The sequence below is a fragment of the Caulobacter sp. ErkDOM-C genome (genome assembly GCF_048541825.1).
Taxonomy (GTDB): Bacteria; Pseudomonadota; Alphaproteobacteria; order Caulobacterales; family Caulobacteraceae; genus Caulobacter.
The window spans coordinates 1,502,033-1,514,116 of the sequence record NZ_CP183332.1; the positions used below are offsets into that span (position 1 = coordinate 1,502,033).

The 12,084-nt window shown below is 65.7% G+C and carries 10 protein-coding genes; 4 read left to right on the plus strand and 6 right to left on the minus strand.

The features are described 5' to 3' along the window. Nucleotide 1 precedes the first annotated feature (1 nt). The 3 genes from ACN2C8_RS07385 (at nt 2) to ACN2C8_RS07395 (ending at nt 2,460) form a co-directional block, all read left to right on the plus strand. Entirely contained in the window at nt 2-883 is an 882-nt protein-coding gene (locus tag ACN2C8_RS07385) for a YicC/YloC family endoribonuclease (protein WP_419255191.1), read from the plus strand. Then, nucleotides 876-1,517 carry a guanylate kinase gene (gmk, locus tag ACN2C8_RS07390; RefSeq protein ID WP_419255192.1) on the plus strand — a complete coding sequence of 214 codons (642 nt, stop codon included), beginning with the start codon at nt 876-878 and terminating at the stop codon, nt 1,515-1,517. Before ACN2C8_RS07385 ends, gmk begins: the two co-directional genes overlap by 8 nt. Before the next feature lie 85 nt (nt 1,518-1,602). Further along, the gene (locus ACN2C8_RS07395) at nt 1,603-2,460 is read left to right on the plus strand and encodes a CPBP family intramembrane glutamic endopeptidase (protein WP_419262236.1); all 858 of its coding nucleotides are present in this window, start codon (nt 1,603-1,605) and stop codon (nt 2,458-2,460) included. Here the strand turns inward: ACN2C8_RS07395 and rsmA are convergent. The 6 genes from rsmA to lptF form a co-directional block, all read right to left on the minus strand. Continuing rightward, a complete protein-coding gene (rsmA, locus tag ACN2C8_RS07400) occupies nt 2,457-3,278 on the minus strand; it encodes a 16S rRNA (adenine(1518)-N(6)/adenine(1519)-N(6))-dimethyltransferase RsmA (protein ID WP_419255194.1) in 822 nt (273 codons plus the stop codon). The genes ACN2C8_RS07395 and rsmA overlap by 4 nt on opposite strands. Before the next feature lie 22 nt (nt 3,279-3,300). Further along, nucleotides 3,301-4,302, minus strand: coding sequence for a 4-hydroxythreonine-4-phosphate dehydrogenase PdxA (gene pdxA / locus ACN2C8_RS07405; protein WP_419255195.1), 1,002 nt, complete (start codon nt 4,300-4,302; stop codon nt 3,301-3,303). After that, nucleotides 4,299-5,618: a peptidylprolyl isomerase gene (locus ACN2C8_RS07410; RefSeq protein WP_419255196.1), complete on the minus strand. Its 1,320-nt coding sequence runs from the start codon at nt 5,616-5,618 to the stop codon at nt 4,299-4,301. The genes pdxA and ACN2C8_RS07410 overlap by 4 nt, the downstream gene beginning before the upstream one ends. A 113-nt stretch (nt 5,619-5,731) precedes the next feature. After that, nucleotides 5,732-8,086 (minus strand): LPS-assembly protein LptD, encoded by a 2,355-nt coding sequence (locus ACN2C8_RS07415; RefSeq protein ID WP_419255197.1) that lies wholly within the window; start codon nt 8,084-8,086, stop codon nt 5,732-5,734. A 22-nt stretch (nt 8,087-8,108) separates the two neighbouring features. Then, nucleotides 8,109-9,215: an LptF/LptG family permease gene (locus tag ACN2C8_RS07420; RefSeq protein ID WP_419255198.1), complete on the minus strand. Its 1,107-nt coding sequence runs from the start codon at nt 9,213-9,215 to the stop codon at nt 8,109-8,111. Then, complete coding sequence (gene lptF, locus ACN2C8_RS07425) at nt 9,212-10,354, minus strand: LPS export ABC transporter permease LptF (RefSeq protein WP_419255199.1); 1,143 nt, start codon at nt 10,352-10,354, stop codon at nt 9,212-9,214. Before lptF ends, ACN2C8_RS07420 begins: the two co-directional genes overlap by 4 nt. Before the next feature lie 246 nt (nt 10,355-10,600). Here lptF and ACN2C8_RS07430 point away from each other — a divergent pair, with 246 nt between their 5' ends. After that, entirely contained in the window at nt 10,601-12,082 is a 1,482-nt protein-coding gene (locus ACN2C8_RS07430; protein ID WP_419255200.1) for a leucyl aminopeptidase, read from the plus strand. Nucleotides 12,083-12,084: the final 2 nt, after the last annotated feature.

A 12,084-nucleotide genomic window follows, 5' to 3' on the forward strand; every position in this document is an offset into this window, starting at 1 on the left:
GGTGGCGCTATCGGGCATGACCGGCTTCGCGCGCGTCGAAGGCGCGCACGGGGCCTGGTCCTGGGCCGTGGAGGCCCGCAGCGTCAACGGCCGAAATCTCGAGACCCGGTTTCGCGGTCCGCCCGGCTTTGACAGTCTGGACCGCGTCGCCCGCGACGGCGCCCAGGCGCGCTTCCAGCGCGGCCAGTTGACGGTGAACGTCCAGGGCAAGCGCGCCGAGGCCGTGGGCCAGACCCAGGTCAGTGTCGAAACCTTGGAGCGCTATCTGAAAGCCGGTGGGCCCTATGTGGCCACAGGTATGGTCGCCAAGCCGTCGCTTGACGGCCTGCTGGCTCTGCGCGGCGTCATCGAGGTACGCGAGGAAGACGACGACGCCGAGACCCGCGCCGCCGTTGAGGCAGCCATGGTCGCCTCCATCGCCCAGGCGCTGGACGCCCTGAAGCTCGCGCGGCTGGAGGAGGGGATCGCCTTGACTCCCGTGCTCAACGGCCAGGTCGATACGATCGAGCGTCTGACGACCGAGGCGGGAGCCGAGGCCGCCGGTCAGCCCGCCGTGCTGAAGGACCGGTTCGCGCGGCGCATGACCGAACTGCTGGGCGAGGCCGCCCCGGAAGAGCGCATCGTCCAGGAAGCCGCCGCCATGGCCGTGAAGGCTGATGTGCGCGAGGAACTCGATCGCCTGGCCGGCCACGTCAGCGCCGCCCGTACCCTGCTGACCGGCGAAGCCGCCGCCGGCCGCCGTCTGGATTTCCTGTCCCAGGAGTTCATGCGCGAAGCCAATACCCTCTGCTCGAAATCGGCGCTCAGCAGCCTGACCACAATCGGTCTGGAACTGAAGGCGACCATCGAGCAGTTCCGTGAACAGGTTCAGAACGTTGAATAAGCCCCACCACAACACCCGCGGCCTACTGCTGATGGTCGTCGCGCCTTCGGGCGTGGGCAAGACCTCGCTGACCCGCCGCCTGGTGGCCGATCACGGCGACCTGCACCTGTCGATCAGCGCCACCACCCGCCAGCCGCGTCCGGGCGAGCATGACGGCCGCGACTACCACTTCGTCAGCCACGACAAGTTCCAGGAGATGATCGCGGCGGACGCGTTCCTCGAATGGGCCGAGGTCTATGGTAATTTCTACGGCAGCCCCAAGCCGCCGATCATGGAAGCTTTGGATCGCGGCGAGAGCGCGCTGTTCGACATCGACTTCCAGGGGGCGATGAAGGTCCACAAGCAGGCCGGCGCCGACAGCGTGCTGGTCTACATCCTGCCGCCATCCCTGGCCGAGATGAGCCGGCGTCTGCACGCTCGCAGCCAGGACAGCGAAGAGGTCATCCACCGTCGCCTGGCCCGCGCCAAGGACGAGGTCGCCGCCTGGGAGCAGTTCGACTACGTCATCCTCAACGACGACTTCGACCGCGCCTATTCCGACCTGGCCCACATCTATCACGCTGAACGCCAGAAGCGGGCCCGCAACCCGTGGATCGGGGATCTGGTCAGGGACCTGCTGGTCGAAGAGATCTGAGCCGCATTTCGGCCCACGTCCGTCCTGCATGAGGGCGAGTTTTTATATACCTTGTATAACAAGGTACCGCTCGATACATCCTTCCATGGCCAAGGTCGCTTGGCGGGGGAATGGCATGTCGGTGAGGCTCAACGCGCACGGCAAACTACGCAATGGATGGTGGGCAGCCATCTTCATGGCCGTGCTGACCATGCTGCTTTTGCCCTGTCTCCTGGCGTCGCAGCACTTCGGACGTGAGCTCTCGATCGCCGAGCAGGCCGTGATCATCCTGGCCGCGACCTGGATCTGCCAGCGCCTGCGCCGCATGCCGCTTTCTGAGGTTCTTGGCCGCCTGAACGGTGTCTGGGCCAGGCAGCTAGCGCTCGGCTGCGGTTTGGGCGCGGCGCTGATGCTGGCTCCGGCGCTTGTACTGGCGCTGGGCGGCTGGATCAGCTGGCGGCCCAACCCTGCCGGCCTGGACGCCTTCACGGCCAGCCTGGCGGTGATGGCCGCCGTGGCCGTCGCAGAAGAGCTGATGTTCCGCGGCTTCCTCTTTCAACGGTTCGTGGCGGGGCTGGGCGTCTGGCCGGCCCAGATCCTGATTGGCGGCCTCTTCCTGCTCACCCACCTGGACAATGACGGCATGCAGGGGGCGGCCAAGGTCTGGGCCGGGATCAACATCTTCCTGGCGTCGATCCTGTTCGGCCTAGCCTATTTGCGAACTCAAAGCCTGGCCCTGCCGATCGGCATTCACTTCATGGCCAATGTCACCCAAGGCGGCATACTGGGCCTGGGTGTGAGCGGCGCATCCGAACAGGGACTGCTGGCGCCGCATCTGGCCAGCGGCCTGACGTGGCTGACCGGAGGATCCTTTGGGCTCGAGGCAAGCCTGCCGGGACTGGTCGCCGTTATCGTCCTGCTGGTGATCCTGGTCCGTTGGCGTGGCTTGGCGACGCCCGACTAGGCCAGACTCGCTCGCGCCAGCGCCAGGAAGCCTTCGATCGGGACGTTCTCGGCGCGGATGTCAGGGCTGATACCAGCTTTCTCGCATAGCTCCCCGCCGCCCAGCGCCTTGAGGCTGGAGCGCAGCATCTTGCGGCGCTGGCCAAAGGCTGCGGCGGTGACGCGTTCTAGCGCGGCTAGTTCATTGGCGGGCGGGATGACCCCGCGTGGGATCAGACGGATCACGGCCGAATTGACCTTGGGCGGCGGCGTGAAGGCGCGGGCGGGCAGGTCCATGATCACCTTGGCCTCGCAGACCGTCTGGGAGATCACGGCCAGGCGGCCGTAGGCGTCGTCATTGACCTGTGCGGCGATGCGCTCGGCGACTTCCTTCTGGAACATCAGGGTCATCGACAGCGGCAGGAACGGCCCGGTCAGCCAGTTGATCAGCAGCTGGGTGCCGACATTGTACGGCAGGTTGGCGACCACATGGGCCGGGACGCCGCCCACGGCCTTGCTGGCGTCGACCTTCAGGGCGTCGCCCTGGACGACTTCCAGCCGTTGGTCTGCGGCTTCAGAGAGCTCGGCCAGGATCGGCATGAAGCGGGTGTCCATTTCGATGGCCACCACCCGAGCGCCCGTCTCTAGGAGGGCGCGGGTCAGGCCGCCGGGGCCGGGACCGACCTCGACCACCGTGTCGTCCGGACCGATGCCAGACAGCCGCGCGATCTTGCGGGTGATGTTGAGGTCCAGCAGGAAGTGCTGACCAAAGCTCTTGCGGGCCAGAAGGTCGTGACGCTCCAGGGCGTCGCGCAGCGGCGGCATGTCGGCCAGGCTCATGGTGGTTCGGTCTCGAAAAAGGTCAGGCCGCGTGGCGGGCGGCGATCTGCGCCGCCAGCTTGATGGCGGCGATCAGGCTATCGGCTCGGGCAAGGCCGCGTCCAGCGATGTCGAAGCCGGTGCCGTGGTCGGGAGAGGTGCGTACGATGGGCAGGCCGAGGGTGACGTTCACCCCGCCCCAGAAATCGAGCATCTTGACCGGGATCAGGGCCTGATCGTGATACATGCACAGTACCGCGTCGTAGCGGGCGCGCGCTTCGGCGTGGAACAGGGTGTCGGCGGGGGCTGGCCCCATGACCTCGACACCGAGATCCCGCAGCACACGGGCGGCCGGCTCGATGATCTCGATCTCCTCGCGGCCCAGCGCGCCGCTTTCGCCGGCATGGGGGTTGAGGGCTGCCAGGGCCAGGCGGGGCCGGCCGACGCCGAAGTCACGCTTGAGGGCCTGACTGGTGACCATGCCGGCTGTGACGATGGCCTCTATCGAGAGGGCGGCCGAGACATCGTTCAGCGCCTTGTGGATCGTCACAAGGGTGGCGCGCAGGTTTCCGGCGGTCAGCATCATCACCGGACCGCGCACGCCTTCCTGAACCGCTCCGGCGGTCAGTTCGGCCAGGAATTCGGTATGGCCAGGAAAGGCAAAGCCGGCGTCGTAGAGCGGCGCCTTGGCGATCGGCGCTGTAACCAGGCCCGAAACATCGCCAGCCAGCGCCAGGCCCGCGCCCGTCTCGATGCAGCGGATGATCTGGGCGGCGTGGACGCTGGACGGCTGACCGGAGATCACGGGGCTCAGCAGTGGCACGTCGAGTACGGGCAGGGCGGTCGGAAAAACATCAAGGGCTTCGGCTGGCCCCGTCACGGTCTTGACCCTCACGCCCGAACCGGCCGAGGCCAGTGACCGCGCGTCTCCCACGACCATAAAGGGGGGGCCTTCCCAACGGAGAGCCGCCCAGGCCTTGGCGATGATCTCGGCCCCGATGCCGGCGGGATCGCCGGCGCTCAGGGCCAGGGGGATGGTTTTCACCGGGTTTCTATGGTCGCCGAGTTGCGGAGGTCGCGCAGATAACGCTTCGAGATCATGGCCAGTTGCTGTCCGCGCAGGCGGTTCTCGATCTGGTCGTGCGACGGCGCGCCGCCGCCCGACTGACGTTTGCCGCAGACGGCGATCAGGTGAAGGCCGGCGTCCGTGCGGATCGGATCCGAGACCTGGCCGATTTCCAGAGCTGTGGCGGCTGCCTGGAAGGCGGGGGCCAAGTCGGTGATTTCCGCTTCGCCAAGATCACCGGCGACCAGGCCATCCACCTTGCCGGCGGCGGCTTCCAGGGTCGAACAGCCGGTGATCTGCGGCTTCAGGGCCAGCAGGGCGGTGTTGGCGGCTTCGATCTGCTGGGCTGTGGCATCGGCGGCCAGCGGATAGGCGACCTGCTTGAGGTCGACCAGAGCGGTCTTGGCGCCCGCACGCTTGTCACGCAGGTAGATGATGTAGACGCCGTCCCGGACCGGGATCGGTCGCGAAAGCTGTCCGGGGCGCAGCTCTTCCAGCGCGGTGTCGACCTCGGGAGGCATTTCTCCGGGGCCTACCCAGCCAGCGTCGCCACCATTGGCCGCCGTGGCGGCCGACGAGAACTGACGCGCGACGGACGGGAAGGGCGCGCCTTGCTGCATTTGGGCGACCAGCTGGGTCGCGCCGCTGACTGCCGTTTCCATGCCGCCGACGCGGGCGGCGTCGATGAACACTTCACTGACCTGGTACTGCGGCTTGCTGGCCGACTCGGCCGCGCGGCGCTGGAAGGCCTTGATCTGGTCTTCGCCGACCCGCAGACGCGAGCCATATCGACCGCTGATCCAGTTCTGCCAGCTGCTGTCGATACGAATCTGCGAGCGGAAGGTCTCGGCACCGACGCCCTGCGCGGCCAGCTGGGCCAACAGCTGGGCGCCGGTCATGTTGGCGCTATTGCCCTTGGCAATGTCGTCGATCTGCTCGTCGACTTCTTTTTCGGTCGAGATGATCGTGATCTTTTGGGCCTTCTCGACCCGGCGCAGTTCCTGCAGCTGGACATGCTCGTCGATCAGGGAGCGAAGGGCTTCCTGCTCAAGCTGGGGAAGGTTTTCCTCGGTCGGCTGCACGCCCGAGCTGACCATCAGCAGGCGCATACGCTGCATCAGATCATAGCTGGAAACGATGTCGTCATTGACCACCGCCGCGACGCTTTCCGACAGGCCCCGCGGGGGCGCCGCCACGGGGGGCGGAGCGGCCAAGACGGACGCTGCGTCTTGAGCGAAGGCAGGCGCGCCAAAGCTCGCCATGGACAGGGCGATAATCGACGCGGCTCCAGCCACGGCAAGGGTCTTAACGCTACGCGCAGGCCGCATGGGTAGTGTCGTTCCTCTAGGCGCGACGTGCCGATCACGCGCGCAAAAAACACGCGCACCGGGGGCGACGCGGGATCAATTTACTGGCTGTACCCTGTATCACCCAATGTGGCGAGGGTTAGGCGAAACACGACGGACTGGTCGGCCTGAAGCTTCAGACCGCCGGTCGAAGCCTGGCTGAAACGGTCTTCGTTCTGGTAGATGACGTCGACGCGGATGCAGTCCTCGGTATAGACCACGCCCAGGTCACGACGGCGCCAGACCCCTGCGACGAGGTCCTGCTGGCCATAAGCCGTGACGCCCCACTTCTTGGTGATGTTCAGCTGGCCGCGCATTTCGAAGGTTTCCAACGGGAAGCCGCCGGCGTCCTGCTGGTCCTTGATGTAGCGCACCGAGCCGTTGGCGACCTTGTGGAAGGCGTCGACGCCGGCCTCGATGCGGCGGAACTTGTTGCTGGCCAGGTCCGGCGCATAGCGGGTGCGGACGAAGGCGTTGACGCCGCGCACCGGGGTGACCGTGGCCGCCACGATCCAGTCCGACGACTTCGTCTGAAGGCCCGAGCGGGCGGGTAGCAGCGGGTCGAACTCCGAGCGGAAGCTGCGACCGACCAGAATGCTGGCGCCGCGAGTGTCTTTGTATTTGATGGTCGCCCGCGCCCCGACATTCATGCGCTGGCCGCCCTCATAGAGGTCAAAGCCCGGCGACTTGTTGGCGCGAAACAGGTTGGTCTCGTCAAACTCGAACGAGGTGCTGTCCTCGTTGTAGAGGTAGGACGTGGCCCCACTGGTTCCGACCACGATCGGCACGCGTCGGCTGTCAGAGCCGGCGGCGACCTGGGCCAGCGGCTCCAGCACTACCGTGCCGCCCTTGAGCGCCTTGAAGAACGGATAGCTGAAGTCGACGCCGGTCACACCCAAGGCGCGCGAATAGGCCTGACTGTCATCGGCGCCCGGGAGGTCGGAGACGCGATAGGCGTCGCCGCGCGCCTGAGCAAACGGCGAAACCCGCACCCCCGACTTGAGGGTGAGGGTCGAGCGCCAGTCGGCGCTAACGCTGCCGCGCTGGCTGTCCACACCGTCCAGGGTCGCGCCATAGGGCGACTCGGCGCGGGTCAGGATCACGCCCGTGCCCTGCAGACGCAGGCGACCGCCGAGCACAGGATCTTTCGGCTGCCAGCGGCCTTCGACCAGCGGGCCGATCAGCGGGAAGACGTCGCTGTTCTCGAAACTGGCCAGGCCCGTGACCGCATCAATGCCCGAAACCCGCAAGCCCTGCACCGAGACGGCGGAAAGCGACAGGTAAGACAGCTTGTCCTGGCGAGTGGTATAGATCTGCGAGCTGAGCCGGCGGTCCTCGCTCGTGAACAGGCCGCGTTGCTGGTATACGTCGTTGATCGAATAGTTGTCGAAGAGCAGCTTGTCGGAGGTGCGCTCTGCGCTGAAGCCCCACTTCCACTTGTCGTTGATGTCGAACATGCCCCGGGCAAGGATATAGCTGCGCGGCGTGGCTTCGCCGAAGCGCTCGCCACGGCTGTCGATGTCCTTTTCGTAGGTGAATCCGCCCCGAATCTCGGCGACGCCGGAATAGAACCGCTTGCGCCAGTGGGTGTTGAGGAACGGATTAACACTCGAATTGATCTGGGGGCTTAGGACGATGTCCTGAGACGGCGAGATCACATAAAGATACGGCTGCTGGTAGGAAATGCCGCGCCGCTTGGACGCGCCCAGCTTCGGTGTCAGGAAGCCAGAGCTACGGGTCGCCTGCGGGTCAGAGTGCCAGAACACCGGCAGGTACATCAGCGGCGCGCCCCACAGGCGTATGACCGCGTTCTTGTAGTAGACGAGCTGGCGATCCTTATCCTGCACCACCTTTTCGGCGGCGACCGACCAGGTTGGGGTCGGCTTTTCGGCGCAGATCTCACACGGCGTGTAGATCGCCTGGTTGAGCTCCTGGATGTTGTCGTTGCGCCGGATGGCCGAGACGGCGGCAATCTTGACGTTTTGGTCCATTCGGGCCGAGAAACCCATGGCAAAGCCGGCCTTCAGGTCCTTGTCCAGGGTCATCTCGTCGGCGAACTGGGCGGTGCCGTCGCTGTTGATCAGCGCGACCTTGCCCTTGGCCGTTATGACCCCGGCCTTGGTGTCGTAGACCATTTCCTCGGCGCGCAGGGTGCGGCCCTGATAACGCGCTTCGACATCGCCGCGGGCGGTCAGGATCTGGGTCTTGTCGTCGCGGATCAGCATGTCGGATTCGAGATAGTAGCCCTCGTCCCCCAGGCCGTCTGATGGCGGGGCCTTGACGACAGGTACGGGTGGAACCCCGACCAGCGCTTGTTGGGCGTGCGCTGTCGTGGTGGCCAACACCAGCGAGGCGACACCGGCGAGCAGGCGAAAGCGACCCGGCAGGGGCGACGCGCCTTGACTCTGATCCTTCATGAACGACCTCGGAGACACGGACTCAACCATCCTCGGTATAGCAAAGCAGAGTGAAGCCCGCCAAAAGCGCGACGAGCGGGGGTGTCCAGGCGGCGACCGCTGAGTGCAGAACCTCGGCTTTCGCGAGCGCGCTGCATAGCTCGTTGAAGAAGAAAAATCCGAAACCCAGGGCGACGCCCGATCCGGCGAGGGCCGCCAGCCCCCCCAGACGCATCAGACGCAGCGAAAACGCCGCCGCCAGCACCGACATGGCGGCGAATAGCAGCGGTGTGGCCAGGATCTGATGGTAGCGCAGGCGGAAAGGCGTGGCCGAGAAGCCGGCGTCCTCGGTCCGCTCAATCGTGGTGGGCAGGCGCCACAGGGCCACGGCCTGGGGTGAGTTGAAGCGCTCCGAGGCGGTGCGATCATCGAGATTGGAGGGGATCGACAGGCTTTCTGAGCGAATCGCCCCGGCGCCGGGTGTCGCTTCGCGCACGCCGATCAGGCGCCAGAAGCCGGGCTCGAGCCGGGCCTCGTTGGCCTCGATGCGGCGCGAGAAGTCCATCACACCCTTGCTGTTGAGCGTATAAACGAACAGTGACACGCCGCGCAGGCGAACCGAGCCATCGATCTGGTCGCGGGCCCGGGCCCGAATGACGATCTGGGTCTTGTCATCGCCCTGGCGCAGCCAGGTGCCCTTGGGCGCGGCCTTCAGATAGTTCGCCATCATCGAGTCGCGCGTGACTTCGTATTGGGCGGTCATGGCCGTGCTCAGAGGGTTGAGCAGAGTGATCGTCAGCACGCCGATTACAAAGGCGGCCGCTGCCGCCGGCAGGATGAATCGCCAGGCTGAGACACCTGCGGCGCGCATGGCGATCAGCTCGCTGCGCCGGTTCAGGCCAACGAAGGCGCCCAGGGTGCCGAACAGGAAAATGAACGGTGTGAGCACCAGGATGGTCGCCGGGGCCTGCAGGATTGTCAGGTACAGCAGTTCCAGAAAGCCGATATCAGCCCGGGTGCCGACGTTGCGCGCGATGTCGACGAAGGCGATCAGCATCACCATCGAGCCTAGCACTGCCAGGGCCGCGCCCAGCGAGGCCATGGTCCGCTTCAGGACGTAGCGCTCGACCATGCCGACGCCGAAACTCATGCCGCACCAGCCTGGGCGGCATAGGCAGCCTTGCGGGAGCTGATGGCGACGTGGCGCGAGACCTTCTGGCGGAAGATCTGGGCCATGCCCCACCAAAGGGCTCCAAGCGGCACGGCGTACTGCACAATATTGAGCCAGGCGTTGTCCTCGCACGCCGCCTGGACGCCGAAGCCGACGATGCGCACGACCGCCGCCGCCGCGCCGACGGCGGCGATGCGCTTGCCATAGCCCATGCGGCTGAACTGGCCGCCGATCACCGCCGCCAGAGCCATCGCCATCAGCGCGATGTTGTAGAGAGGGCTGGCGAAACGCGAATGGGCCTCGGCCAGCAGGCCGATGCGGTTCTTCTGCTCCCATTCCTGGGTCAGGTCGGGGTAGAACAGCTCGTGTAGATAGCGATCTGCGATCTTGTAGTGGAGCAACTCGTCGCTCTGGAACAGCGAGGACAGATCGAAGGTATATTCCTCGAACGAGGTGTACTGGAGCACACCAGACCTTGAAAACTGCTGGTTGGATCCCTTGAACATGATCAGAACCGGGGCGCCGTTGCGTGTGGCGATCACCGCTTCGCGCGACGAATAGGTCGAGGCGCCGCCGTCTGGGCGTTCCTGGTGAATGAACAGGTTGTGGATCAGGTTGTCGCGGTCAATCGACTGGGCATAGACCGTCAGGCCGGGGCCGGGCTCGGTGAACTGTCCGGGCTGGACCAGCGTAGAGGCCACGTCTGTCTTCACCGAAAAGGCGGTCTCGCGAATTTGACGTGCGCTCCAGGGCTGGACCCACAGGCCCAGGAACAGCGAGAACAGGGTCGCGAACACCGCCAGCCGCATGGCGGGCGATATGACCCGCCAGCGACTCATGCCGCCCGAGAAGCAGACAACGATCTCCTGCTCGGTGTGTAACCGGTTTAGGGCCACCAAGGCGGCCACGAACAGGGCGATCGGGAGGATGATGTTGAGCAGCTGCGGCAGGGCCAGCATGATGATCTTGAGGAAAACCAACGCGCTCTGGCGCTGGGTGACCAGGATGTCGAATTCCGACAGGCTGCGGGCCAACAGCGCAAGCGCCGCCAGGGCAGCCGCCGCGAAGAGCGTCGGACCCAAGACTTGGCGAAAGAGGTAGCGTTCGATCAGGCGCATCAAAAAGGGGGTTCGGGCGGGCGGATTCGAAAACGGCGAACCCCGAGGAAGAGGGCTGTTCTACACGGGCGCTTCCCCCCCGCACAACCGAAGACCGCGCCCCATGCAGCGCCGGAACTCTTTTCTCTCGACGAGGGTTGGACTATGCCGCCAGATCAAGGCGAGGCGGCCGGACAAAGGGCCGCATAACGAGTCGCGTGTGCGGTTCGGGATGGTTAAGGCGCCAAGCCTATTCAGGAGTGTGCGATGCGTATCGAGTTCGTCCCCGCCGACCTTCATGCCGGCGCTACCGCTGCGGTGGCCGTCCTGGCCCATGAGGCTGCAGCCCTGTCGCCCGAGGCCCGGGTAATCGACGAGGCCACCGGCGGCGCCCTGGCGCGCGCCATCGCCGGCGGTCGCTTCACCGGCGCCAAGGGTCAGATCCTGGATCTGGTCGCGCCCCATGGCCTGGAAGCTGCCCGCGTTGTGCTGATCGGCGTCGATGGCGTCGGCGCGGTTGAGCCGGAGGCCGTTGAGGCTGCAGCCGCTCACGCCTTCCAGGCCGTGAAGGCCTCGGGCGTCACCGAGCTGGTTCTGAAAATGGGCGCTGACGCTGAGACTGCCGCCCGCGCCGCCTTTGGCGTCAAGTTGGCCGCCTATCGCTTTGACAAGTACCGCACCACCGAAAAGGCCGAGAAGAAGCCGTCGGTGACCGTGGTCAAGGTGGCCGCCGCCGATCCGGTCAAGGCCGCCAAAGTGTTCGAAAGCTTGGACGCCTTGGCCGACGCCATCCTGTTCAGCCGCGACCTAGTGTCCGAGCCGGCCAATATTCTGCATCCCGAAGAGTTCGCCGCCCGCGTCAAGAGCCTCGAAAGCCTGGGCCTAGAAGTCGAGATCCTCGGCGAAGCCCGGATGGCGGAACTCGGCATGGGCAGCCTGCTGGGCGTTGGCCAGGGCAGCGTGCGTGAGAGCCAGTTGGTCATCATGAAATGGACAGGCGCGGTCGACAAAGCCGCCCAGCCCATCGCCTTCGTCGGCAAGGGCGTCACCTTCGACACCGGCGGCATCAGCATCAAGCCCGCCGACGGCATGGAAGACATGAAGTGGGACATGGGCGGCGCGGCCGCCGTGACCGGCGTCATGCACGCCCTGGCCGGCCGCAAGGCCAGGGTCAACGCCATCGGCGTCCTGGGCCTGGTTGAAAACATGCCCGACGGCAATGCCCAGCGCCCCGGCGACGTGGTCACCTCGATGTCCGGTCAGACCATTGAGGTCATCAATACCGACGCCGAGGGGCGCCTCGTGCTGGCCGACGCCCTCTGGTACACGCAGGAGCGCTTCAAGCCGCAGTTCATGATCGACCTGGCCACCCTGACCGGCGCGATCATCATCTCGCTGGGCCATGACTATGCCGGCCTGTTCAGCAACAACGATGGCTTGTCGGAAAAGCTTCTGGCCGCCGGCAAGGTCGAGCGCGAGAACCTGTGGCGCATGCCGCTGCCGGCGGCTTACGAAAAGCAGATCGAGAGCCCCATCGCAGACATGAAGAACATCGGCGGTCGTCCCGCCGGGTCGATTACGGCGGGCCTTTTCCTACAGAAGTTCGTCAATGGCGTGCCGTGGGCCCACCTCGACATCGCTGCCGTGGCTTGGCGCAAGCCTTCGACCGATCCGACCGTACCCGACGGCGCTGTGGGTTTTGGCGTTCGGCTGCTCAACCGTCTGGTCGCTGACGCCTACGAAGGCTGATC

Excerpts from the sequence above, each read along its gene's own strand:
- ACN2C8_RS07430 (WP_419255200.1), top strand. The coding sequence starts at position 10,601 with ATGCGTATCGAGTTCGTCCCCGCCGACCTTCATGCCGGCGCTACCGCT.
- rsmA (WP_419255194.1), bottom strand. The coding sequence starts at position 3,278 with ATGAGCCTGGCCGACATGCCGCCGCTGCGCGACGCCCTGGAGCGTCAC.
- lptF (WP_419255199.1), bottom strand. The coding sequence starts at position 10,354 with ATGCGCCTGATCGAACGCTACCTCTTTCGCCAAGTCTTGGGTCCGACG.
- ACN2C8_RS07415 (WP_419255197.1), bottom strand. The coding sequence starts at position 8,086 with ATGAAGGATCAGAGTCAAGGCGCGTCGCCCCTGCCGGGTCGCTTTCGC.
- ACN2C8_RS07420 (WP_419255198.1), bottom strand. The coding sequence starts at position 9,215 with ATGAGTTTCGGCGTCGGCATGGTCGAGCGCTACGTCCTGAAGCGGACC.
- ACN2C8_RS07395 (WP_419262236.1), top strand. The coding sequence starts at position 1,603 with ATGGCCAAGGTCGCTTGGCGGGGGAATGGCATGTCGGTGAGGCTCAAC.